20 protein-coding genes are annotated in these 25,325 nt (G+C 71.2%); 15 read left to right on the forward strand and 5 right to left on the reverse strand.

Annotated features, from left to right (window positions below):
- The first annotated feature begins 221 nt into the window (after window positions 1-221).
- Entirely contained in the window at window positions 222-1,841 is a 1,620-nt protein-coding gene (locus BKE41_RS16005; RefSeq protein ID WP_071000697.1) for a methyl-accepting chemotaxis protein, read from the forward strand.
- A 402-nt stretch (window positions 1,842-2,243) separates the two neighbouring features.
- Here BKE41_RS16005 and BKE41_RS16015 read toward each other — a convergent pair whose 3' ends face one another.
- The gene (locus tag BKE41_RS16015) at window positions 2,244-3,074 is read right to left on the reverse strand and encodes a GDSL-type esterase/lipase family protein (RefSeq protein WP_234740640.1); all 831 of its coding nucleotides are present in this window, start codon (window positions 3,072-3,074) and stop codon (window positions 2,244-2,246) included.
- Here BKE41_RS16015 and BKE41_RS16020 point away from each other — a divergent pair.
- The 4 genes from BKE41_RS16020 to BKE41_RS16035 all read left to right on the forward strand — a co-directional run bounded on the left by BKE41_RS16020 (window position 3,054) and on the right by BKE41_RS16035 (window position 10,548).
- A complete protein-coding gene (locus BKE41_RS16020) occupies window positions 3,054-4,733 on the forward strand; it encodes a hypothetical protein (protein ID WP_245295790.1) in 1,680 nt (559 codons plus the stop codon). The genes BKE41_RS16015 and BKE41_RS16020 overlap by 21 nt on opposite strands.
- A 155-nt stretch (window positions 4,734-4,888) precedes the next feature.
- The gene (locus tag BKE41_RS16025) at window positions 4,889-6,328 is read left to right on the forward strand and encodes a hypothetical protein (protein WP_070999816.1); all 1,440 of its coding nucleotides are present in this window, start codon (window positions 4,889-4,891) and stop codon (window positions 6,326-6,328) included.
- Window positions 6,329-6,596: 268 nt separating this feature from the next.
- Window positions 6,597-7,814: a flagellin gene (locus BKE41_RS16030; protein ID WP_024829584.1), complete on the forward strand. Its 1,218-nt coding sequence runs from the start codon at window positions 6,597-6,599 to the stop codon at window positions 7,812-7,814.
- Between the two features lie 295 nt (window positions 7,815-8,109).
- On the forward strand, window positions 8,110-10,548 hold the full coding sequence (locus BKE41_RS16035) for a PAS domain S-box protein (protein WP_012319972.1): 2,439 nt from the start codon (window positions 8,110-8,112) through the stop codon (window positions 10,546-10,548).
- A 338-nt stretch (window positions 10,549-10,886) separates the two neighbouring features.
- Here the strand turns inward: BKE41_RS16035 and BKE41_RS16040 are convergent, their stop codons facing one another.
- The 4 genes from BKE41_RS16040 to BKE41_RS30340 all read right to left on the reverse strand — a co-directional run bounded on the left by BKE41_RS16040 (window position 10,887) and on the right by BKE41_RS30340 (window position 13,142).
- Window positions 10,887-11,180, reverse strand: a complete 294-nt coding sequence (locus BKE41_RS16040; RefSeq protein ID WP_245295791.1) for a lysozyme inhibitor LprI family protein — start codon at window positions 11,178-11,180, stop codon at window positions 10,887-10,889.
- Between the two features lie 266 nt (window positions 11,181-11,446).
- Window positions 11,447-11,767 (reverse strand): YbjQ family protein, encoded by a 321-nt coding sequence (locus BKE41_RS16045; protein WP_024829581.1) that lies wholly within the window; start codon window positions 11,765-11,767, stop codon window positions 11,447-11,449.
- 45 nt (window positions 11,768-11,812) lie between these two features.
- The gene (locus BKE41_RS16050; protein WP_051252354.1) at window positions 11,813-12,217 is read right to left on the reverse strand and encodes a lysozyme inhibitor LprI family protein; all 405 of its coding nucleotides are present in this window, start codon (window positions 12,215-12,217) and stop codon (window positions 11,813-11,815) included.
- A 49-nt stretch (window positions 12,218-12,266) separates the two neighbouring features.
- Window positions 12,267-13,142, reverse strand: coding sequence for a hypothetical protein (locus BKE41_RS30340; protein WP_245295792.1), 876 nt, complete (start codon window positions 13,140-13,142; stop codon window positions 12,267-12,269).
- An 883-nt stretch (window positions 13,143-14,025) separates the two neighbouring features.
- Between BKE41_RS30340 and BKE41_RS16060 the strand changes: the two genes are divergently transcribed.
- The 10 genes from BKE41_RS16060 to BKE41_RS16105 all read left to right on the forward strand — a co-directional run bounded on the left by BKE41_RS16060 (window position 14,026) and on the right by BKE41_RS16105 (window position 25,309).
- Window positions 14,026-14,283, forward strand: coding sequence for a hypothetical protein (locus tag BKE41_RS16060; protein WP_083374365.1), 258 nt, complete (start codon window positions 14,026-14,028; stop codon window positions 14,281-14,283).
- A gap of 277 nt (window positions 14,284-14,560) precedes the next feature.
- A complete protein-coding gene (locus BKE41_RS16065; protein ID WP_070999817.1) occupies window positions 14,561-16,654 on the forward strand; it encodes a caspase family protein in 2,094 nt (697 codons plus the stop codon).
- Window positions 16,651-17,985 carry a hypothetical protein gene (locus tag BKE41_RS16070; protein ID WP_029359812.1) on the forward strand — a complete coding sequence of 445 codons (1,335 nt, stop codon included), beginning with the start codon at window positions 16,651-16,653 and terminating at the stop codon, window positions 17,983-17,985. Before BKE41_RS16065 ends, BKE41_RS16070 begins: the two co-directional genes overlap by 4 nt.
- Before the next feature lie 159 nt (window positions 17,986-18,144).
- Window positions 18,145-19,536: a hypothetical protein gene (locus BKE41_RS16075; protein ID WP_070999818.1), complete on the forward strand. Its 1,392-nt coding sequence runs from the start codon at window positions 18,145-18,147 to the stop codon at window positions 19,534-19,536.
- A complete protein-coding gene (locus BKE41_RS16080) occupies window positions 19,533-20,057 on the forward strand; it encodes a hypothetical protein (RefSeq protein ID WP_070999819.1) in 525 nt (174 codons plus the stop codon). Before BKE41_RS16075 ends, BKE41_RS16080 begins: the two co-directional genes overlap by 4 nt.
- A 64-nt stretch (window positions 20,058-20,121) precedes the next feature.
- Window positions 20,122-21,252 carry a hypothetical protein gene (locus BKE41_RS16085; RefSeq protein ID WP_070999820.1) on the forward strand — a complete coding sequence of 377 codons (1,131 nt, stop codon included), beginning with the start codon at window positions 20,122-20,124 and terminating at the stop codon, window positions 21,250-21,252.
- 80 nt (window positions 21,253-21,332) lie between these two features.
- Window positions 21,333-22,319, forward strand: coding sequence for a serine protease (locus tag BKE41_RS16090; RefSeq protein WP_070999821.1), 987 nt, complete (start codon window positions 21,333-21,335; stop codon window positions 22,317-22,319).
- Window positions 22,320-22,426: 107 nt separating this feature from the next.
- Window positions 22,427-23,236: an OmpA family protein gene (locus tag BKE41_RS16095; protein WP_012319982.1), complete on the forward strand. Its 810-nt coding sequence runs from the start codon at window positions 22,427-22,429 to the stop codon at window positions 23,234-23,236.
- 44 nt (window positions 23,237-23,280) lie between these two features.
- Window positions 23,281-24,252 (forward strand): hypothetical protein, encoded by a 972-nt coding sequence (locus BKE41_RS16100; protein WP_245295793.1) that lies wholly within the window; start codon window positions 23,281-23,283, stop codon window positions 24,250-24,252.
- A gap of 49 nt (window positions 24,253-24,301) precedes the next feature.
- The gene (locus BKE41_RS16105; protein ID WP_053621113.1) at window positions 24,302-25,309 is read left to right on the forward strand and encodes a hypothetical protein; all 1,008 of its coding nucleotides are present in this window, start codon (window positions 24,302-24,304) and stop codon (window positions 25,307-25,309) included.
- Window positions 25,310-25,325 lie beyond the last annotated feature (16 nt).

The raw sequence follows: 25,325 nt of genomic DNA on the forward strand, positions 1-25,325 counted from the left end.
AAGCCTTTACGATCGAAAACTGGGGCTACGGCTGTTTAGATGCATACACGATCGCTCGCTTGCACAAGTACAAGTCGCTTGTAGGTTTATAACTCGTAAATATCGGGGCTGAGCCGGACGATGCGGCTCGCGTCGGCCGGTCGGCGGCGCTAAGAGGCGAGCGTGTACGGGTCGCGGCCCAGCCAGAGCCGTCCGCAGGGCCGAGCAGGATGAAGCAGACCATGCCGCGAACGCTGGGACTAAACCGCATCTTGGGCGGTGCGATCGGTGTCATCGCCCTAGTGTCGGTCCTCACCAGCGGCGCGGTCCTGATCACGGCCGATCAGCTGCGGGACGCGACCGATGCCCGGAGCCGGTCGAATCAGCTGATCCGCGCCCTCGACGGCTTCCGCGCGGCCATGCTCAATCAGGAGACCGGACTGCGCGGCTACCTGATCACCGGCCGCGACGGCAGCCTGGAGCCGTATCGCCTGGGTCGCCAGACGCTCGACGAGGCGATCGACAGGCTCAGAAGTTTGATCGGCGAGGATCCCGAGCGGACGCGCCTTCTGGCCGACGCCGTGGCGGCGGCGCGCAGTTGGCAGACCGAGGTGGGCGAGGTCGCCGTCCGGATCGCGGCCGATCCGGCGAAGAGGGACGAGGCTGTCCACATCGAGGCGGACGGTCAGGGCAAGCGGCTGTTCGATACCTTCCGCGAGAAGCTCGCGGCCATCGAGGGCCTCGAAGGGGCGGTGCGGGCCGGGCTGGCCGAGCGCGTCGCGCGCGGCGAGCGCAACGAGGGCCTGGCCCTCTGGGGCGGCACGCTGATCACGCTGCTGATCTGCCTGGGCATCGGGGTCGCCATCAACCGCCTCGTCGTCCGGCCGCTGGTGGGGGTGATGGGCTTCGTGGGACGGGTCGGCGAGGGGGACCTGTCGAGCAAGCTCGATGTCCGCGCTGGCGGCGAAGTCGGCCGTCTGAGCACGACGCTGAACACGATGGTCGCGGGGCTGTCGGACCTGGCACGGACGAACCGCGCGGCGACGGCGGACCTGAACGCGGCGGCGGCGGAGATCCGGGCCTCGGCGCAGGAGCAGGCCGCCTCGGTCGAGCAGCAGTTCGCCGCGGTTCAGGAGACGGCCGCCACGGTCGACGAGATCACCCACTCGGGCGCGCAGATCTCCAAGCGCGCCACGGAGGTGATCGCCACCGCCCAGGCGACCGCGCAGACCTCGCGCCAGGGCCTGCGCGCGGTGTCGGACACCGCCAAGGCCATGGACGCGATCCGCGAGCAGGCGGAAGCCGTGGCGGGCAACATCGTCAGCCTGTCGGAGAAGACCCAGACGATCGGCGACATCATCGAGACGGTCAACGACATCTCGGAGCGCACGCACCTGCTGGCGCTCAACGCCGCCATCGAGGCGGCCGCGGCCGGCGAGAGCGGGCGCAGCTTCGCGGTGGTGGCCGCGGAGATGAAGCTCCTGGCCGACCAGGCCAAGGCGGCGACCGGTCAGGTGCGGGCGATCCTGGGCGAGATCCAGCGGGGCATCAACACGTCGGTGATGCTGACCGAGGAGGCGGTCAAGCGCGCGGCGGCGGGCAAGACGCGCTCGGACACGACGCAGCGCACGATCGAGGAGATCACCGCGCGGGTGGAGGAGAACGTGCAGACGTTCCAGCAGATCGTGGCCTCGACCAACCAGCAGCAGCTGGGCATCGAGCAGGTGATGGGGGCGTTGCAGAACATCCGCCAGGCCAGCCAGCAGACGGCCGCCGGCACCCGGCAGGTCGAGGCCGCGTCCGCCAACCTCACCGAACTCGCCCAGGCCCTCATGGCCCTGGCCGAACGCTACCGGCACTGAGCCCACACCTGGACCGCGTCGCTCCGGATCGGCGGAGCCCGGAGAAACTCAGCCGCGATGCGCCGGTCGATGCGGGGCCTGCCGCCGGGAAGCGGTAGCGGCGCGCCCGCGGGCCGCCCGGACGCGCACGATGTCGGCCATCCCGACCGGCCGCGGCGGAGCCTCCCCGGTGAACGGCATCCGGCTGCGGACATCGCCGTAATAGTCCGCCCCCCCCATCCCGAATCCGCCGGCGACGACGGGACCGTCGAGGAGGGGCTCTCCGGCCGAAGCTCCGGCACTGACGAGGACGATGAGAGGGACCGCGAGGAGGATGCGCATGGTCGCATGCGTACACGGACCTGCGCCAGCTTTGCGGCGGCGTCGGTCACGATGGCGTGCGCGGGGCCGGCAGCGCCGCCGTCAGATGCCCGCGTCGATGCCGCGACAGCGCGTCGGATGCGCCCGCGACTTCTGCCAGCCGGTCCGCCCCTGCGCGAAGCCGACCTCCAGGAAGTGGACCAGCGGGTTGACGCCCGCCGCGCGGACATCCGGATTCGCGTCGAGATACCCGTCGGTGCTGAAATGCCCGCTCGGATCACGGCCCTCGCGCCAGCCGAGATCGAGGTAGTGTCGCGCCAGACCGTGGGGGTACTGGCACGTGTCGGCGTACCAGCTCCTGTAATACTCCTCATCGAAACCCGGGAGCGGAGTCTCCAGGTAGCGCTCCAGCCCATATCGATCGCGGATGTGGCCGGTGATGCGTGCGGCCACCGCCGCGTAATCGCGCAGATGCGTCCCGTCGATGAAGGCGTCATCCTCCGCCAGCCCGAACCGGGCCCCGCGCAGCGACGCGAACGGATCGAAGAACGAGACGCCCCGGCGCACGCACACGTCGCGGAGGAGATCGGAATACACCTCGACCGCTGCGGGGTCGCGCTCGGAGGCCTTCGAGACCGGCGTGGGCGGCAGCGCCGACACCAGCGTGTCGAGGGTCCAGGCCTGGAAGCGATCGACCATGCGATCCGCGTGGCTGGAGAAGTCCTCGGTCGCCGACCTCGCGAGCGCCGACGGCGAGCGGATGTCGTTGGTCCCGACGATCAGGATCGCGAGGAAGGCCGGCAAGGGCGCGCGCAGCAGGTCGAGGGCGCGGCGATAGGAACCCGCCGTCGAACCCGCGAGACCGACATTCAGGACGGGACGGGAAACGACCGGTCGCGGCAGGTGAGCCGCGTGCGAATCGCCCGCGAGCACGATGCAACCACTCGGTGCAGCGTCGAAGACGGCCTGGATGTGGCCGATCTTGTGACGTCGGAGGGCGTTGCTGCGGAGCGCCCTCACGGCCTCGATAAAGCCCATACGAATCTTGAACACCGCCCCCGCGTCCCGCACCGTAGGAGGCTCAGTTTTCCCAAGTCCAGTCATTCTCGCGCACGGCGCCGCTTTTTGACGCCGGCGGTGTTGCCGGGTGACAGAGGCCGTGACGCCGGCCGGATCATGAATGCTGGCCGGCGGCGGAACCGATTTCACCCGCGCGCTGTTGTGGAGCCCTCCGCGATCGTGCAATGGAGCCGCCCCTGCCGGCGCCGCCGACCGCCACGCATCGGCCTCGTGCTCTCGTTCTTGTTCGATCACATGGTCCGCGGCTACTTATCATTCACGCCTTTCAAGTTGAGAGACCTTCATCCGGCGCCGGTGGCGCGGCGGCACGTCTTTTTCATCCACGGGTTCGACGCCCGCAGCGGCATCCGCTTCCCCGCCTTCTTCAAGCGGGAACTCCACCGTCACACGGCCCGGTTCGGGGCGATGCCGCGCGCCGTCTCGGAGATCCGGACCGACCCCGATGGTCTGAGCCGGAGCTGGGAGGTCGGCGCGCCGGCAGACGGGGACGGCGCGGCCGTCCGCTGCGAGACCCTGGTCTGGAGCGATATCGTCCATTCGGATCTCGCGCGCCCCGCGTCGCGCAAGCTCGCGCTGCTGGCCCGGAGCGCCGTAGCGGGGCTCACGCAGGGATTGTTCTTCAAGACGTCCCGGTTCGGATGGCCCTACACCCTGCTGAGCGCCTTCCCGTTCTTCGTCGCCTTCGTCGCCCCGGCGCTGCTGATCGCGCTCGGCACCGCGATCTTCGCCGCCGTCAGCCCGTCGGCGGTGGCGGACACGGTCTGCGTGGCGCTGTTTCTCGCCGCCGCCGCGCTCGCGCTCCTGTACGGCGCCAAGAAGGCGCTGGGCCGCCTGTTCTTCTGGCATATCCTGAGCATCCGCATCTTCTTCTGGCAGCATGCGACGGGCCGGCGACCGGATTACGTGGACCGGATCGCGGTCTTCCGGGACCGTGTTCTGGCCGAAATGGCGCACTGGCGTGCGAACCCCGCGGACGCGCCCGACGAGGTCCTGATCGTGGGCCATTCCCTGGGCGCCGCCATGGCGGTCGAGGTCGCCGCGCAAGTCCTCGCGCGCCTCGGGACCGACGATCGAGCGCATCCGCGGCTGTCCCTGGTCACGCTGGGCTCGGGGTTGCCCTTCGTCGCGCTTCAGCACGAGGCCCGCACGTTGCGCCGAGACATCGCGACGCTCGTCTTCAGCGACCGCATCGTCTGGTGCGACTACCAGGCGCCCCAGGACTGGCTCAACTGCTACGGTTTCAATCCGATCTTCGATCTCGGATTCGGACGACCGGCGTTCCTCGCCTGCAACCCGCTCATCCGCTCCGCAGGAGTCAAGGACAGGATACCGGAGGACGACTACAAGCGCCTGCGCCTCAAGCCTTTCCACATGCACTTCCAGTTCCTGAAAGCCAATTTCAGGCCGGGTGAGTACGATTTCTTCGAGATGATCCTCGGCCGGCAATCGCTGCTCGACCGCGCCCTGAGGCCGATCTGCCGCCGCGCTGCCGAACCCAAGACCGGTGCGTGACCCTGCCCCCGGCTGAAGGGCCTCTCCGCCCCGGTGGAAGGTCCGGACACGATCCGACGGTCCGAGCCGCCGGATATCAGACGGCCACATTCGCGTCGTCAGCCTCCGCCGGAGCGCCGCGGCGTCACGGGTGCAGGAGCGGACCGGAGCGAGGGATGGGTGTGAGCGTGTTACCGGATTTCGTTTCGCCGAGGAGCGCTCTCGTCGGGGTGCTGCTGGCGGTGCTCGCCGCGCCGGTGGCGGGTGAGGCCGGCTGGATGGGGCCGGAGGCGCAGCCGCTGTTCGTCAACGAGGCCAATCCGGCCGGCTACAACTACGCGCCGAGCGTCATCACCGAGAACGGGACCACCGACATCTGGTGGTGCGGCCAGGGCAAGACCGACGTCATCTTCCACCGTTCCTACACGCCGCAAACCGGCTTCTCGCCGGCGCGGATCGTGTTCCAGCCGACGCCCGGCTCCTGGAACCGGCAGTACGTCTGTGATCCCAGCGTGATCCGTGGCCGCTTCGTCAACCCGGCGGACGGACAGAGCTACGCCTACGCGATGTATTACTCGGGAGCCGACAACCTACCCGGACACAACAACCAGACGGGCCTCGCCTTCTCGAACGACAAGGTGACGTGGGTCGACTACCCGGAACCGGTCATCAAGCCGATCAACCCGGTCGTCGCGCAGGGCAATTACGGCACCGGCCAGCCCGCGACCTTCTCTGACGGCCGGTCCGGCGTCTTCGTCTTCACGACGGATCTCACCGGGCCGCAGGGCGTGCGGGGCTTCGGGGACCTCTACGTCCGGCACACGGCCGACGGCGTGCATTTCGGGGCGCCGGCGCGGGTCCCCAACGTCGCCACCGACGGCTCGACCATCAACCCGAACTCGGATTTCGCCTACGACCCCAAGGCGGGCGAGGTCTACGTCATCACCGGGCTGCCAGGTCGCGTGTGTCAGCAGGTGGCCTGCAAGGACCCGGGGCGCAATCCGGACCGGGAAACCTACCAGATGGGTCTGTTCAAGATGCCCCTGAAGGCGGTGCTGAGCGGCGCGCCGGCCACTTGGACGCCCTTGGGCTACCTGAACTCCGACGTCACCGGTTTCTACCTGAACCACAGCCCCGGCTTCCAGCGCGACGGAGCCGGCTCGCTGACGCCGTTCCTGCCGGACGTCACGGTGTTCTTCTCGGGCGGCGACCCCTACCCCGGTACGTGGCGGATCACCGAGGCGCGGCGGCCCAGCGGCGCCGACCGCCTTCCCCTGCGGCGCGCCTTCGGGCCCGACGGCCACTGGGTGACGACCGGCTTTATCGGGCCGGGCTACACGGTCGAGCGCAGCGTCGGCACCGCGTTGACGCTTCCGGCCCCTGGGACCGCGATGCTGATGAGCTGCGCGGCGGGGCAGAACCACTTCCTCAGCCGGGACCCGCGGTGCGAGGGCCAGACGCCCCTCGGCCAGACCGGCTACGTCTACGAGGCGCACAGGCCGGGCAGCCACCCGATCTACCGCTGCATCGCCGGCGGCCAAGATCATTTCGTGTCGACGGCAGCGGACTGCGAGGGACACACGTCCGAAGGTTTGCTCGGTTACGCCCTCGACTGAGGATGCGTCGCGTGGCGCGGCGACTCAATCGACTGTTCAGCCCGTGCAGCAATGCGCGGAAGCAACTGCGCAAATCTCCGTGGGCAGCTGAGCCGCCGCGACCCTGACCGATGCCGACGGGCCAAGTTTGTGCCCGTCGCTCGTACACTTCCCGGTAAGGCTACCGATTCGCCGAAAATACTCGCGCAGTTAATTCGGACTTAACCCTAACCGGTATTCTTAGGCATCCCCGAGAATCGGGTTGCTCCGGTTGGAAAGATAGCGATCCATGTCCTCCATCACCCTGTCGGCCGCGACGCGCCAGAACCTGCTCTCGCTGCAGGACACCGCCCAGCTGATGGCGACCACGCAGAACCGTCTCGCCACCGGCAAGACGGTCAACTCCGCCCTCGACAACCCGACCAACTTCTTCACCTCTCAGGCCCTCGACGGCCGCTCCTCGAGCCTGAACACGCTCCTCGACGGCATCTCCAACGGCATCCAGTCGATCCAGGCCGCCAACCAGGGCATCACCTCGATCCAGAAGCTCGTGGACCAGGCCAAGTCGATCGCCAACCAGGCGCTCTCGACCCAGCTCTCCACCACCGGCACCGCCGCCAACGCCTACAGCGCCAGCACCGCCTCCCAGACGGTCCTGCTGACGATCAACGGCAGCTCGGTCTCCGCCACCATCAACGCCTCCTCGAGCATCAGCGCGACGGTGGCCGCGCTCAACGCCGCGGTCAGCTCGGCCTCGACCTCGTCGAGCGGTGCCTTCGGTGCCGGCGCGATCTTCTCGGCCGACAGCACCGGCACCAAGATCGTCCTGAACGCCCAGGCGGACGTCGAATTCCAGAACTCCGGCAGCCAGACGGCGCTCGGCTTCACCGCCTCGGCGACCACCGCCTCGACCTACGGCACCGCCGCCAGCACTGTCGTCTCCAGCGACCTGTCGATCTCGGGCACGGCCCAGCGCGCCTCGCTGGCGAACCAGTACAACAACCTGCTCAACCAGATCACGCAGCTCGCCAGCGACGCCAGCTACAACGGCGTCAACCTCATTGCCGGCAAGGGCAATGACATGAACATCAAGTTCAACGACACCGGTAGCTCCAACCTCAACGTCGCCTCGGTCGACGCGACCTCGAACGGCCTCGGCCTGACCTCGATCACCAACTCGAACAGCTCGACCAGCCAGAACGGTCTCGGCAACTTCCTGCTGAACTCGGACGTCAACAAGACGCTGGCCACCCTGACCACGGCGGGCGCGACCCTGAACTCCGCGGCGAGCACGCTGGGCTCGAACCTGTCGGTCGTTCAGAACCGCCAGGACTTCTCCAAGCAGCTGATCAACGTGCTGCAGACGGGCTCGGCCAACCTGACGAACGCCGACCTGAACCAGGAGGCGGCGAACTCGCAAGCGCTGTCGACCCGTCAGTCGATGGGCATCTCGGCCCTGTCGCTGGCCAACTCCGCCCAGCAGGGCGTCCTCCAGCTCCTGCGGTAAGCCGCGACCCTTAGAACGCCGCAACGGCCGGGGCAGCGCCCCGGCCGTTCGCGTTCGCGGGGCGCCGATTCCGAAACCGGGCGGCTCTCACGTATCAGGCCTCGGCCACACCGAACGCGCCCTTCCTGGTCCTGCGCCGGGATCGGGGTGGCCGCACGGCCCCTCCCCCAGGTCGTGACCTCCGAACGCCGCGCGACGACGAACGCTCCTGTCGGGACCAGAGGTCACACCCCCGCCTCGCGTCCGGGTGCGGGTAGCCGTTGGACCCGGCAGCGGCTCCGGATAAGACCGCACCATGAGCATGGAAGATCTTCGGGGGGAGGTCGAGCGGCTGCGTCGGCGCGAGCGCGCGCTGGTGGAGGAGAACGCGCGCCTGCGCGCGACCCAGCTCCCGGCCGTCCCGACCACGAGCTTGGCCGGTGTCGGGACCGCCCGGTCCGACCTCCTGTTCACCGCCGCCGACAAGACCCGGATGGCGATGATCGTCACCGATCCGAACCTGCCCGACAATCCGATCGTCTTCGCCAACCGCGCCTTCCTGGAACTCTCCGGCTACACGGCGGAGGAGCTGATCGGGCGCAATTGCCGCTTCCTTCAGGGGCCGGCGACCGACCCGGCCGACATCGCCCGCGTCCGGGCCGCCATCGCCGCGCGACGCGACGTCGTGGTGGAACTGCTGAACTACCGGCGCGACGGCAGCACCTTCGTCAACGAGCTGTACATCAGCCCCGTGTTCGGTCCGCACGGCGAATTGCTGTTCTTCTTCGGCAGCCAGCTCGACCTCACGCGCTTCCGGGAGCGGGAGGCCCAGGCGGTCGCGCAGGCCTCCTACCTGCGGGGTCCGCCGGCGGACGAGGAGGTCGGCTTCTGCATCGTCGAGCTGCGCTTCGACGCGGATGGCAGGACCCGGGATTGCCAGCTCGTCGAGACCAACGCCGCCTTCGAGCGCCGGTCGGGCCTCGCCGCCGCGGAGAGCCGCTGGATGAGCGAGTTCCTGCCGGACGACGCGCAACACTGGCTCGACATCCTCGGCGAGGTCGCGCGATCCGGGCGCAGTGCCCGTTTCAAGGGCTCCATGTCGCGAACCGGGCCCGTCCTCGAGGTTCACGCGATGCGGATCGGCACAGGGATCCAGAGCCGCGTCGCCGTCCTCCTCGAGGATCTTGCCGTCAAGCAGTCGGACGAGGAGCGGCGGGAGGCGCGGATTCGCGACCGGCGGATCGAGCACGACCTCGTCTGGAGGACGAGCCGCGACCTTCTCGTCGTCTGCGCCCTCGACGGAACCTGTCAGGCGGTCAATCCGGCCTGGACGGAGCTCCTCGGTTGGCCGGCCGGCAGCTTGGTCGGCATCCGCATCGACAGCCTGATTCATCCGGACGACGGCGAGACGGCTGCCAGCGCGTTCGAAACACTGCGCATCGACCACAGGTTGTCCGACCTCGACGTCCGCTTCAGGACTGCCGACGGCGCGTACCGCTGGATCTCCTGGAACGCCATCGCGCGCGGGGACCGGTTCCACGCGACCGGGCGGGACGTCACGGAGCGCCGGACCCTCGAGGAGCAGCTGCGCCAGTCGCAGAAGATGGAGGCGGTCGGGCAATTGACCGGCGGCGTGGCGCACGACTTCAACAATCTGCTGACCGTCATCAAGTCGTCGACCGACCTGTTGAAGCGTCCGGGCCTGAGCGAGGATCGCCGGGGCCGCTACGTCGACGCCATCTCCGACACGGTCGACCGCGCCGCCAAGCTGACCAGCCAGTTGCTGGCATTCGCGCGCCGGCAGGCGCTTCGACCGGCGATCTTCGACGTGGTCCAGTCCGTGGCCGCCATCGCCGACATGGTCGGTACCCTGACCGGCGCGCGCATCCACGTCGCGACCGACACCGATGCCGGCACCGACTCGGGCGGCCGGACCCTGCGCTGCCACGTCGATGCCGACCCGAGCCAGTTCGACACGGCCCTCGTCAACCTCGTGGTGAACGCCCGCGACGCCATGCAGGGCGAGGGCCGTCTGCTGATCAAGGTGCGACGCGCGGACCGCATCCCGGCGCTGCGGGCGCATCCGGCCGTGCCGGGAGACTTCGTGGCCGTGTCGGTCTCGGACACCGGCTCGGGCATCGAGGCAGATCTGCTCGAGCGCATCTTCGAGCCCTTCTTCACGACGAAGGGCGTCGGACACGGCACCGGGCTCGGACTCAGCCAGGTATTCGGCTTCGCCAAGCAGTCGGGCGGTGACGTCGCGGTCGACAGTGTCGTCGGCGTCGGTACGACCTTCACCCTCTTCCTGCCGCGATCGCACCAAGCGGAAGTCAGCGATGCCGCGCCGGACGAACCGGAGCCGCTGGCCGAGGGGCACGGCACGCCCGTCCTCGTGGTGGAGGACAACGAGGAGGTCGGCGCCTTCGCCCGGCAGGCCCTCGTGGAGCTCGGATACGAGGCTGTCTGGGTCAAGGACGCGCAGGCAGCCCTCGCCACGATCGAGGCGAACGACCAGGAGATCGAGGTGGTCTTCTCCGACGTGGTGATGCCGGGCATGAACGGCGTCGATCTGGCCCGGGAGATCAGGCGCCGCCGTCCGTACCTGCCCGTCGTGCTGGCCTCAGGCTACAGTCACGTTCTGGCCTCGGAAGGCACGCACGGGTTCGAGCTCCTGCACAAGCCCTACTCGGTCGCCGACCTCAGCCGTGCCCTCCGCAGGGCGCTGCGGGAACGGTCGGCGCTGACCTTCGGCTGACGCGGCTGCATCCGACCGGACCGCCGCGCGTTACGTCCGCGACGGTTAGAAGGATCGGACAGGACAGCACGCCATGTCATCGGATACGCCGCGGCCCGGGGACGATCCGCTGCCCCCCATCGACGATCCGCTGCCCGAGCCCGCACCGCCCGACGGAGACCCGCCGGCCGAGCCGCCCACGCCGCGACCGCCCGGGCCGATCGAAGCGGGCTGAGCGTTCGGCCGTCCGATGCCGCGGGCCGGATCGGCCCGTCTTCCGACGAACGCGGCCAACGATCGGCAACGCCATCGAAGCCGCGTCCGCGCGTCATCAGGCAAGCGCCGGACTGTCGCGCCCCTCAATGCAGCGGGTACCGGCCGAGAAGATCCGCGGTTCTCTGGACGGTCTTGTCGTAGAGGCAAGCGGGGACAGCCGGGTTCGCGCCGCTCCCGTTGGCCCACTCGCTGAAGGTCAGGTCGCCGCAATCCGCGTCACGGAAGGCGATCCAGGCGCGCTGCGCCTTCTCGAGTCGCGTCTTCCACAGCGCCCTGGCGTCGGGATCCTGCGTGCGATCGTCGTGGTCGATCACCGACAGCGCCTTCTTGTAGGCCGCGTTGAGCCTCGCATCCGCCTCGTGCAACGCGCGGTTCATGCAATCCGTCGTGCCCGGTGTCGAGGTCTCGGTCAGGCACAGTTTGGCCGAGGGCGGCTCGGCTCTGGAACCCGTCGACACCGCGAGGCATGCGAGCAGCCCGGCAAGGACGGGAGCCGAGGCCCGCAACAGGCGTGAGCATACGTGGTTCATGGCGATCGGATCCGGTTCGCGCGCTCCGCTACCCGGCAGAGGGGGATCCTGCGCGCGGTTGGTGATGAGAGGTCGGCGCGGACCGCAGCCCTGGACGGCCCCGGCCTGCGGCCTCAGCGGGCGTCGACGATGACGGCGGTGCCGTAGGCCACGACGCCCATCATCGACTGATCGGTGTCTGCCGTATCGAAGCGCATCATGACGATGGCGTTGGCGCCGAGTTGCGCCGCGTTCTGCGCCATGCGGTCGATCGCCTGGGACCGGGCCTGCTCGATCAACTGGCTGTACTCGTTGATCTCGCCGCCCATCAGACTGCGCAGGCCGGCGGTGAGATTGCCCACCGCACCGCGGCTGTGCACCACGGCGCCGAAGCACGGGCCCCGGACCTCGCGCACGTGATAGTTCGGGATGTTCTCGGTCGTGACGATGATCATGGGATCTCGCTCAGGGCGGTGGTGGAAGAGGGCGACGGGGCGCGGTCACGGCGAGCAGGACAGGTCGCCGCCCGGACACCTGATCTGAGCCGCGAGGTCCTGGATTCGCTGGCGCGTCAACGCGATCTTGCATTGGCCCAGGAGCATCGGCGCGATGCTTCCGTTGTTGCCGGGCGCCAGCGTGTCGAACCCGGTCCTCAGGTTGCACTCGAGGTCGCGGAAGGCGATCCAGGCGCGCTCGGCAGCGACCAGATTGCGTCGGCCGTTCTCGTCGAGCTTGCTGCGCAGGGTCGCGTAGCGCCGGTTCAGCTCCGCATCGACCCGATCCAATTCCTGGCCCGTGCAGATGTTGGCGTCCATCTGGTTCGCGGAGGTGCTGCAATCGACCTCCGCCGCGAGCCCCACGGCCGGGACCAGAAGCAGGGCGGCGATGAGCGCGTTGCGCAGCATGGCGATCTCGGATCTGAGGCGGGCGTGAGACACGGGGGCCGGGGGCCGATCATGGTTCCTCCGACGCCGCGCCCGAGTCGCGTGCCCGGAATCCGTAATACCCGCGGTCGGCGTCGTAGAGGACGTCGAAGCCGTTCAGGACGTGCAGCCCCGTATTGACGAAGGGCTGCGGGCGCGTCGTGTTGAGGATGATGCGCTCGGGCGCGAGCGGCGCGGCGCGATCGCCGACCGTGATCGCGTAGCCGGCCGCGTCGCCGAACCGGAAGCTCAGGCGCGTTCCCGGGCGAAGGACCGCGCGATCGGCCGCATCGGCCCGGAGGCTGTCGGCGACCTGCGCGGGCGGCAGCGTCAGGAACATGCCGGTTACGCCGGTGTCGAGGAGCGCCCGGCCGCAAGCGGCGGGTTCACGGTCGTCGACGGCGATGCAGGCGGGAACGCCGAGCCAGTCTCCCGGCACGTGCGGGTGCGGATCGAGTTTCACGAAGCGGTAGCGTCCGCGGGTGTTGGCGCGCGTCAGGCCGACATGCACGCCCCGCCGGGTCAGAACGTAGCCGCGGTGCACCCCGCCGGGTCCCGGCAGGTCCGCGTTGAGGAGCGGGTTGGTGTCCGGCGTGCTCTCGGTCTGGCTGTCGTCCTCCCGGCCGAATCCGATCCCCATCATCGCCACGTGGGCCGGCGCCTCCTGAGGCGTGCACTCGCGCGCGCGAACGGTGCAGTCGATCCGGTCGACGGCGAGGACCCGTATGGGTTGCGTGACCACGCTCGCGCCGTCGCGGCCGACGAGGGTCACCGGCACCCGCACCCAGCGTCCGACCATGATCCGACCGGAACTCGAGTAGGTCAGGCGCCCGGGCTCGCTCGGCAGGGCTTCGTTGCCCGGAATGCGACTGGCCGAGACCACGATGCCCGTCGAACCCGTATCCACGAGCACCGGACGAGCCGCGCCGCCGAACGACAGTCCGAGGCGCGGCGAGCGGGTGATGGCGCCACCGGGTTGCGGGGCGTTGAGGAAAGGCAGGAAGATGCCGCGTCGGTCATCCTCGTAGCTCGGCCCATCGACCGCTCGCGCCGGCGTGGCCGGGCCGAGCAGCGCAGCGCCCGCGATCTCGACGCTCAGGAGAGCGGAAGCCGTTCGGGTGTAACGCCCCCGCGGGCGGACGGATGGGCGGGCTGCCTGAGGAGGATCCTGAAACGCCTGGCGCATGTCGGCCCCGGAGAGATCGCGTCGCCGCATCGACACCGCGTGAGAACCTTATCGGCGCCGAGAGGAGCTCTGCAGCCCGCGCGCGATCGCGCAGGTGTGGTGGATCGAGGCCGGGCAGTCGCCAGCGGAAGCCCGTCAGCGGGTCAGATGGCCGGTTCAGGATGCCGGGCCACCGCTCCCGGTATGGCCGCCCCCGTGCCCGGCAGCGCCCCCGCGACGATAGTATTCATGATCATGGTTCCCGTCGAAGAAACTGTGCCAACAACAACCGCCGGCCTCCGAGCCGTAATCTGCGGATCGATCCACGTTGCATTGACCCAGATCGAGTCATAGGTCAACGAAACGGCGGAAATAGTGTTACCGGTTCAGTAATTCGCTGAGGATCCGGCCGGGCGATGAACATTCGCCGTCGTTGACCCTGCCCGTTCCGGCACGGGCGAATGCCACCGGCTCCGAACGATCGCCGAACGATCGATGACGGTCTCGGCGCGGCTGTCGCGTGAGAAACCTCCCCGCTGACCGTGCAGGCCGCGCGAAACCGCGTCTGGCCGGCCCATGCCTCTGACGAGGCGGACGATCCACCGCCCGATCAGGGAGAACTGACGTGACCAAGACGAAGATGCTCGTGCTCGCCGCCAGCCTCCTGTGCGCCGCGGGTCCCGCCCGCGCCCAGGACGCGGCGCCGCAGCGCGGAAATCAGGAGTTTATCGGCGTCGATCTCGACAGCGGCGGCGTCTACTTCAACGGCCGCAACTCAGGCCGCTACTGCGTCTACCGCACGGTCGAGGTCTACAATCGCTACACCGGCTACTTCGAGGCGCGGCGCGCGCGCCGCTGCGGCCGCGGCCTCTACCTGCCGTGAGGAGCGAGGCGATGCTGACCGCCCTCTCGCCGCTCCACCTCGCCGCCCTCAGCCTGATCGTCGCGTATCTGGGCTGGGGCTGAGCTGCGCCCCCACCGCCCGCAACCGTGTCCTGGACGTCGGTCGCGCGGCCGCGAGGACTGCATTCGCCGGACGCGTCCGACGCGTGAGATTGTTTCCCGATCCCCCAGCGGATAACCCTGTCGCGCGTGCCGACCGGGCGCGCCCCGCTTCGAGGACGGTGAATCCGGGCCGCGACCCGGACAGGAGGACGCGCTTGCCGAGAGCCAACCCGGTATCCGCGCTGCGGCGGGCCGCCCGCACCGCGATCATCCTGCTCGGGATAAATTCCCTAGCCCCGGTCGCGCCGGCCCGGGCAGCCGCCGATCCCGCAGCCTTCGCCGACAATGCCGACGCCGTCGCGGTGGTGATCGGCAACCGCAGCTACAAGCAGACGGTGCCGGTCGACTACGCCCACAACGATGCCGAGGCGATCCGCGCCTACCTGATCGAGCGTCTCGGATACCGCGAAGGTAACGTCTTCCTGCTGAAGGACGCGACGCTCAACGAGTTCAACCAAGTCTTCGGCACCGAGCGCAATCCGCAATCCGGCCGTCTCTGGCGCAGCGTGCGCGAGGGCCGCTCGAACGTCTTCGTCTACTATTCCGGCCACGGAGTCCCGGATCTGACCACCAAGCAGCCGTTCCTGCTGCCGGAAGACGGCAATCCGAACCAGGGCGAGAGCGGGTATTCGCTGGAAACCCTGTACCGCAACCTCGAGCTCGTGAAGCGCAAGATCGGCCCGGACCACCAGCTCGTCGTGATGGTCGATGCCTGCTTTACCGGCGAGACCGGGCGCAAGGGCGAGAGCCTCCTGGCGGTGTCAGCGCCCGGCTTCGCGCCCGCCCGTCCCAAGGCGGAGGGCGGCATCGTGCGGCTGGTCGCGACTTCGGGCGCGACGCCCGCCAACTGGGACGAGGCGAACAGGCTCGGCCTGCTGACCAGCCGGTTCCTGATGGGCGTGTCGGGTCTCGCCGACGCCCGAGACCAGCAGGGCGACGGCGACGGGCTCGTGCAGTGGACGGAGCTGAAGCGCTACCTCCGCCGCGAGGTGGAGGACGCCGCCCGCCGCGCGTCGGGCCGCGAGCAGGTGCCCGAGATCGACGAGGCCCCGATCGTCCTCAAGGCCTCGCTGCCGGTGGCGGCCGTCGCGCAGGGCGTCGCTGCCATCCGGGACGAGGCGGCTTGGCGGCGGGCCGAAACGCTCGGCACCCGGGAGGCGTTCGAGGCCTATATCGGCGCCTGCGGCGAGACCTGCCTGTACCGGCCTCAGGCCATGGACAGGCTCCTGGCCGGACGGCGCCGGGACGCGGCGGCGATCGACCAGGAGAATTGGGCCAGGTTCGGGACCCAGCGGCGGTATCAGGCCTATCTCGACTCCTGCGGCGAGGTCTGCGCCTATCGCAGCCTCGCGGAGGGCTATCTCGGCGGCAAGAATCCGAGTGCCGATCCGCGCGTCAAACGATGCGACGAGCTCGCCGCCGGCACGGACGATCCCGATCGTCCGAGTGGGGTCACCGGCGTGAAGCTCGGCCGGATCGAGCCGGCAGCCGCGATCGACGCTTGCCGCGGGGCTGCGGCCGCCTATCCGGACCTGCGCCGCCTCTCCTACCAGCTCGGCCGCGCCTACGACCGGGCCGACCGCTACAAGGAGGCCTTCGCCGCCTACGACCGCGCTGCCAAGGCCGGGAGCGTGTCGGCGCTGAACAACCTCGCCGCCCTCTACGAGAACGGCCAGGGCGTGAAGCGCCAGCAGGCCGAGGCGTTCCGCCTCTACCGGCAGGCGGGCGAAGGCGGGAATGTGGTCGCGCTCGCCAACGCGGCCCGGATGCTGGAATACGGCAACGGCATCCCGAAGGACGAGGCGCAGGCGGTCGCCCTGTATCGCCGCGCCGTGGCCGGGGGCGACGTCGCCTCGATCAGCAAGCTCGTGCCGCACTACGCGACGGGCGCCTACGGCTTCCCGAAGGACCTGCGCCAGGGCTTCGACCTCTTCCGGCAGGCGGCGGACCGGGGCGACCCGGTCGCCATGGCCACGATGGCGACGCTGATCGACAACGGCTTCGGGCGGTACTTCCCCGGTGTGCGCTCCGCCGACATGGTGATGCGCGCCCTCAAGCACGGGGAACTCGGCGCCGCCTCGGTCTCGGCCACCGACACCGCCGCCCAGAAGCTGAAGCCCGAGACGATCCGCTCGGTGCAGCGCGCGATCAAGGACGCGGACTACTACACCGGCGCCCTCGACGGTCGCTTCAACCCCGTCTTCGTCCGCGCCCTCGACCAGTACGCTCGGGCCAACGAGACCGAATGAGGCGCCTCCTCCTCGCCGCGCTACTGCTCGCCCCGGCGGCGGCGCGCGCCGATCCCGCCACGCAGGCGCTGACACCGTTCCTCGACGCGGTGGCGGCCTGTGCGGGCCGTCCGGACTTCACGCTCGCGGTCGTGGGAGTCGAGCCCGGCCAGACGGCGTTGTCGCGCGAGCAGTCCGAGGAGGTGCGCCTCGCCGTCGAGACCCGGCTCCAGGCAACGGGTCGGGTCAGGCTCGCGGCGGCGGCCGACGTGGTGCGGATCAAGGCCCTGCGCGAGGGCACGACGGGCCTGTCGGGCGCGGAGGCGGAGGCGCAGATCCGGTCGGCCTTCGCGGGGGACGCCGCCGTGTTCCTGGTCGAGCCCCGTCGGGCCGGCGAGACCGCCTCTATCCGGCTCCAGGCCGTGACGCAGAGCGCCGCCTGCAAGGCGACGAGCGAGCCTCTGGTTGTACCAATCCACGTCGGTGCCGGCGTGGCCGACGTCGACGCTGTCTTCGACGGCGCGGTGAAGGCCCTGGCGCAGGCCGTACCGAGCGCCGCCGCCGTCGAAGTCTGCCCGTTCGTGGCGGAGGGTGGCCATTCGACCTGCGCGGGCGCCCTCACGGACCGCCTCGTCATCGCTCTCGACGCGGAGGCCCGGTCGGCCAACCGCGTGCTCCGCGGCGCGCGCCTCGACGTGCGCCGCCGGCCGCCCGGCACAGGGTGCGCGGGCCCCATCACGGCGCGCGGCCGCTTCCGCACCGATCACGACCGGCAATCCTGGCTGGAGGTCGAGTTCCAGCGCGACGGCGCCGTGCTGGCCCCGACGGGGCAACGCCGCATCGCCACGGAGGGCCTCGGCTGCGATCCCGTCCCGCGGCCCTTTCTCGACCACCTCGCCGCCACGGCGCGCACGGATGCCGGCCGCCTCTCGGTGGCGGCCGCCGCCACGCCGTTCGCGGCCGGTCAGCGCCTGGAGATGCGCATCGAGTCCCGGGTCGCGCAGAACCTGTACTGCTGGGTGGTCGCGCCCGACGAGACCGCCTTCGTCGCCCTTCCGGTGCGCGACAACGCCGCCTCGCAGCTGGCCCTCACACCGGGAGAGTCGCGGCGCTACCCGCGCGGCTACGGCCTCGACGAGATCGTGGCGGGGGAAGCGTTCGAGAACCTGTTCGCCTGCTTCGGCGTGCCGGGCGGCCTGCCGCCGGAACTCGCCGCGCGGTGGCTGGCGGCGGCGCCGGGCGCGGCCGGCGAGGCGCGCCTTCTCCAGCCACCGGACGTGCTGGACCTCCTCGACCGGATCCGGGCCACCCCCGGGGTCACCGAGGCCACCGCGCGCATCGTGGTCCGCTGAGGCGGAGCGACGGACTCAGAACAGCGTCTGGTTCGCACAGATCGGACGGGTGGCGCCCGGATGGCTGCCGGAGGTCGACGGATGGCCGGTCGCGAGGTAACCATAAGGCGAATCGAACGATCCCAAGGGGTTGCGTGGCAGCCCGCGACCGGGAGGCGCATGACGGGCGGATACGACGAGCGCTGCGCGGCCGACCTCGCCAATGTCGGCGACGGCCGCGATCTCTCCCGCGCCGACCGTGCCTGGCTCGCCCGCGTGGTCACCGGTGCCGTGCGACCGAACCGCGACAAGCCCGTGTGGGACCTCGCCCACGCCCTCGCGGCTCTGGCCGGGGCGACCGGCGCCCGCGACGGGCGCGATCTCATCACCCTCGCCCTCGATCCGGGCCTCGCGCGACCGGCCGCCCTCGCGGCGCGGTTCGGCGACGGCCCGGCCGTCGACGACCGCGGACCCGTGCTCGGCACCGCTTGGTCCACCAGCTGGGCCGGGCTCGCCCGGCTCCTCGCGCTCGCCGAGTTCGTGCTCACCGCCGAGGATCTGGCGCAGTTCGCCACCGTGGCGAGCTGGCTCGACGAACTCGCCGCCGCGCCTGACCCCGACAGCGCGGCCATCCTGGCCAAGCGCCTGGCCCGGCATCTCGCCGCCTACCGGACCGCCCATCTGCCGCTGGCGCCGCTGGAACGGCGCTTCCGGGCGCTGCTGACCTTCCTGGGCGGGCGCCGGTCCGTCACGGACGACGACATCCTGGATTTCTGGTGCACCGAGATGGCGACGGGCGAGCGGCCGGGCTTCCGTACGGTCGCGGAGCATTTCGTGACCTTCGAGGCGGCCGGCCACCTTCTCGACGGTCTCGAGGCCCTCTCGACGCCCGCGGCCCTCGACGCTCACGAGGGCTGGGACGAGAGGCTGGACGCGGCACTGGGCGATCTCGCGGCCGCCGAGCCCGCCGCGGCGCTGGCGACCCTCCTGGCGGACTGGCCGCAGGGCCCGAAGATCCTCACCGGCGCCGAGCGAGAGGATCTGACCGACTTCCTGCGCCTCGAGCCCTACCACCGCACCCGCCCGCTGACGACGCTCAGGGCCGTGAGCTTCGGCCGGGTTCAGTCCGGCATCGCCAACCGCCTCCGCCGCGGCGGAGGCGGCGCCGACATCGCCGAGCGCGCGAGCTGTCTGGAGGCCGAGAGCTACGGCGCGTTGCGCGCGCGCGCGGGACTGCTCGCTGCCCATCTCACCCGGATGCTCCGCATCGCGGCGGCGCTCCGGATCGCCGACCGCGACGCGCTGCCCGAGGCGGTCCGATCCGCGCTGGAGGCCGCCGAGGCGGACCTGCACCGCGTCCGCCGCGCCGGCTTCGACGATCGGGAGGGTCTCTCGGCAGGCTTCGCCGCCGCGGAGCCAGCCTTGCTGCGCCTCGCCGAGGCGGCGGCCGACCTGAACCGGTCGCTCGACGGCCTCGCCCACCAACGGCCGCTGGACGCGCTGTTCCCGGCGGATCGCGGCATCTTCGCGGTCGCGTTCGCGGCGGCCTATGCCAGGGAGGCCGCCGCGTGAGCGATGCGGCGCGGCTCCTCGCCGAGATCCACGCGGCCCGCGCGCTCGTGCGCGATGGCTTGCGCGATGCAGAGGCGAGCGCCCGGCCGGACCACGCGAGGCTCTGGGCCCACGCGACCCGGGCGCCCCACGGCCCCGTCGACCTCGCGACGGTACGGGCGATCCGCAGCGACCCCACGACCGGCCGCCGCTACAGGACGATGCTCGGCGCGGTGGCGCTGGCCCACGCGCCGCTCGCCGCGGCCGCCTCGGACGGCGCGATCGTCCGACGCCGGGTCGGCGCCTACGCGCTGGAGATCCTGGAGGCCGCGGACGGCGCGCCGCCGCTCCTCGTCCTGCGCGGCGAGGCCGGGCAGATGCCGCGGGTGATCGAGGCGTGGCTCGACGACGAGACGGCACGGCTCGACCTCGGCGCGGCGACCGAGGGCGCGGTCGTGCTCGCCCTCGACCCTGCCGTGCCGGATGCGGCCCTCCTCGGCCGCATGCTGCGCGACCCGGCCTGCGCGGTGTTCCTGCTTTGACGAACCGGTGGGACAGGAGGCGGACCCGTCCGGGCCCGTCCGGGTCCGGAGGGCCGGCTCGGGCATGACGCGTCCGGCCATCCTCGTCGTGGTGCCCACGACCCGCGGACCGCTGGTACTGCGCGCGCTCAGGCCGCGCCCCGGCCTTCCGGCCCCGGCTGCCTTCGCGGACGGCGACTACCGGCCGCTACCCTGGTCGGCCGATTACGCGCGGCTCTGCGGTGCCGGCGGCCCGCTCGCCCGATGGATGGGCCGCCCGCCCGAGCCCCACGAGTTGCGGCTGTCGGGCTCCTTCGATGCCGGACGCTCCTGGGAAGTCCCGGTGTGCCTGGCGCACGGCCTCGTCGAGAGCGGCCACCCGCTGGCCGCGACACCGGCAGAGGCCGACCTCATCCTCTGGGCGACCGGCGCGGTCGATCTCGACCTCTCGGTCCTGCCCGGCGACTACGCGCTGCTCGACAAGATCGCGCGCTGCACCTCGCTGATCGCCGAGGCTCCGGGCGCCGCGCTGGCCGTCCTCCTGCCCGAGGGGCCGCAGCGCGCCGAGGCCGAGGCCGCCCTGCGCGACCTCGGCCGAGACGTGAGGCTCCTGCCATCGGACAGCGTGCCCGCGGCCCTGGCCGGGCTGGCGGCCCCTCAGCGACCGCAGCAAGCCGCCGCCTCGCCGCCGCCGCGATGGCGACGTCTGGCGCTGCCGGCCGGCGCCGTCGCGGCGGCCGGCCTCGCCGGTGTGCTCGCTCTCGGGGCCACGAGGCCCGGCCCCGAGGGCGACCCGCGGCGCGACGCGCCGGCCGTTCCCGACGAGACGCCGGCCGGGACCGAAGCCCGGATCGCGCAGCGGGTCCACGTCGCGGAGCTGCGTGCCCCGGCGGGCTCCTCCTGCCGGCGCGTGGCCTTCGGGGCTGATCCGCCCGAGCGGCGTCCGGTGCGGGCGGAGGCGGGCGATCGCTTGGCCGCGAGCCGGCTCACGCCGGATCTGTGCGGGCTCGCCATCGGTGCGGAGCCGGGTCTGCGCGTGCAGGTCGGGGCGGAACTGCGCGACGCCGCCCTTCCCGCCATCCGGCTGGCGGACGGCACTCTCGGCTACTTCCTGCGCGAGGGCGCGCGGCAGAACCTCGTCTACACGGTCCAGGCCGTTCCGGAGGCCGGGGGCCCCGCGTCGGCCGGCCGTCTGGTCCACGCCCTGACGCGCTGATGGGAGCCCGACGTGTCCCGAATGCTGTCGATCGACGCCGCGAGCACCGGCCGGAGCCCCGCACCGCGAGGAGGGAGAGGATGATCTCGATCCGCCGGAAAGGCCCTCTCCTGCTGGGAACAGCCTGCGCGCTGATCGTGCTCGGCCGCGGCGACGCCGCGCGGGCGCAGAGCGTCGGCTTCGATCCCGCCGATTACGGCCGGGCGCAGCTGCCCCTGCGTCAGACGACCGGCGACGCGGCGGCCTATGTCGACCAGAACAAGGGCGCCTTCGAGCCGGTCAGCGAACTCGACCCGAAGGACGGCCTCGCGGCGCTCGCTCGGCCGATCGGCCGCGTCGACATCGTGCTCCAGAACGGCCGCACCGGTCAGCAGGTCGGTGCCTCCTGCACGGGGACGCTCCTGCCGGGCGACTACGTGCTGACCAACCACCACTGCCTGCCGCAATCGGGCGACCTGCACCCGGTCAAAGCGTCGATCCTGATGGATTACCTGACCCTTGACGGGAAGGGCTCCCGACGGTTCGAGATCGACCCGAAACCCGTCGAGTACGATGCGCGCCTCGACTTCGCCCTCGCCCGGGTCGCCGGCAATCCGACCGCGACCTACGGCGCCGCGCGGCTCTCGGGCGAGCCTGTGACGGCCAACCGCTCGATGCTGGTCATCCACCATCCCCTCGGGCGTCCGAAGGTGATGAGCCGCTTCCGCTGCTTCGCCGTGAAGGATCAGGCGGAGGGTCCGGACCTGCGCCACCGCTGCGACACCCTCGGCGGCTCTTCCGGGTCGCTGATGTTCGAGGCGTCCGTCGCCGGCATCGCGCTCCACAAGGAGGGCGGCCTCGATCCGAAGGATCCGACGAGCTTCAACAGTGCGACCCGGCTCTCCGCCATCCTGGGCCGGAGCCCGATCCTCGCGCGGATCGCGGCGGCCCAGGGGCGACCGGTCGCCGCCGTCGATCCGGGGGGCAGGCCGGTCCCGCCTGCACCCGGCCCGGCGCCGCAGCCCAGGCCGGCGACCGACGGACCGCTCGATCCGGCCGGGATGAACGCCATCCTGCGGGGGCGCTGAGCGCCGTCGTCGAAAACCGCTCCGCCTCGCGACGGAAATCGCTCTGGGTCGACCATGAACGGGGTGAGAGGGGCCGCAGCGAGGCCCGGCATTCGGAGAGGGAAGCGATGCGGACCCACGATCTGCCACGCGCCGCGCGGACGCGCCTCGGCCGCTCGGGCCTGTTGCTCGCCATCGGCCTCGCTCTGGTCGTGCCCGCCCGGGCGAACCCGCTCACCGAGGTGCCGGGTGCCCGGGCCGCACAACCGGACGCGGCGGCCCCGCCGCCGGACCCGGTCGCGGACCGGGCGCAGGCCGAGGAGGCGCGGGCCACGAATCCGAGCGCCACCGCGATCATCCGGTCGCTGGCGCCGTTCGCGGACGGCGATCCGGGCGCACCCGCGCGTCCGCTGACGATCAGCCCCGACGACGGCGGCCCCGCGGTGCGGGTCGTTCCGGCACGGGCGGTCGATCTCACCGTATTCTTCGCCTACGACAGCGCCCGCCTGACGCCGGAAGCCCGGATCCAGCTCGAACCGCTCGGTGAGGCCCTGCGCGCCCAGCCCCTGGCCGGTCACGCCTTCCTGATCGCCGGTCACACCGACGCCGCCGGCGGCCGCGCCTACAATCGCCGCCTCTCCCTGGCCAGGGCCCGCGCCGTGAAGGCGCATCTCGTCGAGACCTACGGCCTCGCGCCGGAGCGCCTGCGCGTCCACGGCTGGGGACCCGCGCGACCGAAGGATCCCGACGCGCCCCTGTCACGGGTGAACCGCAGGGTGGAGGTCAGCCTGATCGCGCCCGCCCGCAGCGGCGCCCTGCGCTTCGTCCTTCCGGTGGCGGATCACACCTGCACGGACTCGGCCGATCCGCGCCTGCGGACTGATCTCGACCTCGACGATTTCGGCGCGGCGCCGACGCCGCGTCCATGCGCTGAATGAAGCCCGCCCCCCTCTCCCGCGCTCCGATCACCGAGAGACCCGCGATGTCCTGGAGGATCCCGATGCCCCTCGTCCGCACCACGGCGTTCCGCGCTGCCTGCCTCGCCGTCCTGGCTTTCGGATCCACCTACGCGGCACCGGCCCGGGCACAGACCAAACCCAACATCGTCGTGATGGGCGAGGACGCCGACGAGGACGCGGTGCCGCGGGGCAACCGCATCTTCCAGCGGGTGATTCACGAACTGTCCGAGACGATGAACCTGCGCGGCTACAACGTCTACGACGAGACCGCCGTGGCGATGGGCTTCACCCAGGCCAACCGGGTGCGCCGTCGGGATGCCGAGCTGATCGAGGTGGCCCGCGCGGTCCAGAACCCGCCTCTCGACGTGGTGGCGGTGTTCCAGATCTACGCGTCGGCGTCGAAATCCGCCTACTCGGATATCGTCAGGCCGGAGATCCGTATCCCCGGCCGCCTCCTCAACGTCCGCACCGGCCAGTCGCTCGGGTCGTTCGAGGTGGCCGGGCTCCAGCTGCCGCCCCTGCCCCAGGGCTGCGATCGCGAGTGCCTGCTCGAGCGCGTCGGCGCCGAGGCGAAGACCGTGGCCGCCGACGTCGCGGCCGCGCTCGCCGCGAAGCTCGACGGCGTCATCGCGCCCCGCCGCGGGGCCGATGCCGGCGCCGCGCCGCCCGACCCCGCGCCAATCGGCGGCGCCGTAACGGCGGCGCCCGGCGCAGAGGGCTGCGGGGGCCTGCCCAGCGCCTACGTCGTCCGTCTGAACGGCTTCTCGAACCAGGAGGTCCAGGCGGCCGAGGAGTACATGGCGGCCTTCCGCTGCTACGAGCACCACCGTCCGGTGCGCGCGAGCGGGGCCAGCACCGAGTACTGGTACGAGACCCGCTCCGATTCCACCCGGCTCGGCCGGAACCTGCGCCTGATGCTGGAGCACATGAGCGCGCCGGGGCAGGTCCAGTTCTCGGGCAACACCTTCGTCATCAGCCGCGTGGCGACGCGGTAGCCGGTCTCACCGTCGCGCCCCTTCGTCCCCCCTGACCTGGAGGTTGACCATGTCGGTTCGCGAGCGCCTGCGCGGCGTCCTCTCCCGTCTTGGCCCGCGCCGACCGGCGCGGCGCGAATTGCTGGTCGGCTTGGTCGTGGCGCCGCTGGCGATCGCGGGACCGGCCCCGGAGGCTTGCGCCGATCCGGTCTTTCCGGCCGCCGGCGCCCTCGGCCTCACGCCGCCGGCCGGGATGAGCGTGAGCCGGCGCTTCGCCGGCTTCGAGCATCCGGCCGGCGCCTCGATCATCCTGGTCGAGATGCCGCCGGAAGCTTGGGACCAGATCAACGGCCGGTTCACGCCCGAGGCGCTGGCCGCCACGGGCTTCCGGGTGAAGGGCGGGGCGGAGACGCTGCCGGTCGCGGGCGGCGAGGGCTTCGTCCTGCGCGGCACCCAGCCCGCCAACGGCCTCACCTACGCGAAGTGGGTCGCCGTCGTGCGCGGTGCCCCGGGGACCGGGCTCGTCACCGTGCAGGTGCCCGAGAAGGCGGCCCGGCAGGTGCCCGCCGCGGCCGTCGAGGCGGCCCTCCGCACCATCGCGTTCCGGCCGAAGGCGGGCCTGACCGATCAGGTCGCGGCGCTGCCCTACACGGTCGGCGACATGGCGGGCTACCGTCCGGCCGCGGTCTTCGCGGGCAGCAGCCTGCTCCTCACCGAGGGCCCCAAAGACGTCGATCCCGAGCGCGAGCAGCCGGTGATCGTCGTCGCGCCGTCGCTCGGTCAGGCGCCGGTCCCATCGGGCGCGGAGGTCGCGGTCGCCCGCCGGCTGCTCGCGTCGCAGAAGGACTTCGCCGACGTGAAGGTCACCGACGAGGCGCGGTCCAGCCGCGGCGGGGCGGTAGTCGTGCGGCTGCGCGGAACCGGAACCGACACCAAGAGCGGCCGCGCCCTCGGCGTGACGCAGACGATGGTGTTCGACGGCAAGCGCTACCTGCGGGTTCTGGGCTTCGCCGACGCCGGTCGCACCGACGCCCTGGACCGGGCCGACCGCGTCGCCGCTTCGGTGGCGATGCGCTGACCGATCTCCGGCCCGA

Source organism: Methylobacterium sp. C1 (assembly GCF_001854385.1).
In the GTDB taxonomy this organism is placed as follows: domain Bacteria; phylum Pseudomonadota; class Alphaproteobacteria; order Rhizobiales; family Beijerinckiaceae; genus Methylobacterium; species Methylobacterium radiotolerans.

Bases quoted from the DNA above. Each gene is read 5' to 3' on its own strand.
- BKE41_RS16005 (WP_071000697.1), top strand. From the start codon at position 222: ATGCCGCGAACGCTGGGACTAAACCGCATCTTGGGCGGTGCGATCGGT.
- BKE41_RS16025 (WP_070999816.1), top strand. From the start codon at position 4,889: ATGGGTGTGAGCGTGTTACCGGATTTCGTTTCGCCGAGGAGCGCTCTC.
- BKE41_RS16030 (WP_024829584.1), top strand. From the start codon at position 6,597: ATGTCCTCCATCACCCTGTCGGCCGCGACGCGCCAGAACCTGCTCTCG.
- BKE41_RS16035 (WP_012319972.1), top strand. From the start codon at position 8,110: ATGAGCATGGAAGATCTTCGGGGGGAGGTCGAGCGGCTGCGTCGGCGC.
- BKE41_RS16040 (WP_245295791.1), bottom strand. From the start codon at position 11,180: ATGAACCGCGCGTTGCACGAGGCGGATGCGAGGCTCAACGCGGCCTAC.
- BKE41_RS16045 (WP_024829581.1), bottom strand. From the start codon at position 11,767: ATGATCATCGTCACGACCGAGAACATCCCGAACTATCACGTGCGCGAG.
- BKE41_RS16050 (WP_051252354.1), bottom strand. From the start codon at position 12,217: ATGCTGCGCAACGCGCTCATCGCCGCCCTGCTTCTGGTCCCGGCCGTG.
- BKE41_RS16070 (WP_029359812.1), top strand. From the start codon at position 16,651: ATGAGGCGCCTCCTCCTCGCCGCGCTACTGCTCGCCCCGGCGGCGGCG.
- BKE41_RS16075 (WP_070999818.1), top strand. From the start codon at position 18,145: ATGACGGGCGGATACGACGAGCGCTGCGCGGCCGACCTCGCCAATGTC.
- BKE41_RS16085 (WP_070999820.1), top strand. From the start codon at position 20,122: ATGACGCGTCCGGCCATCCTCGTCGTGGTGCCCACGACCCGCGGACCG.
- BKE41_RS16090 (WP_070999821.1), top strand. From the start codon at position 21,333: ATGATCTCGATCCGCCGGAAAGGCCCTCTCCTGCTGGGAACAGCCTGC.
- BKE41_RS16095 (WP_012319982.1), top strand. From the start codon at position 22,427: ATGCGGACCCACGATCTGCCACGCGCCGCGCGGACGCGCCTCGGCCGC.
- BKE41_RS16100 (WP_245295793.1), top strand. From the start codon at position 23,281: ATGTCCTGGAGGATCCCGATGCCCCTCGTCCGCACCACGGCGTTCCGC.
- BKE41_RS16105 (WP_053621113.1), top strand. From the start codon at position 24,302: ATGTCGGTTCGCGAGCGCCTGCGCGGCGTCCTCTCCCGTCTTGGCCCG.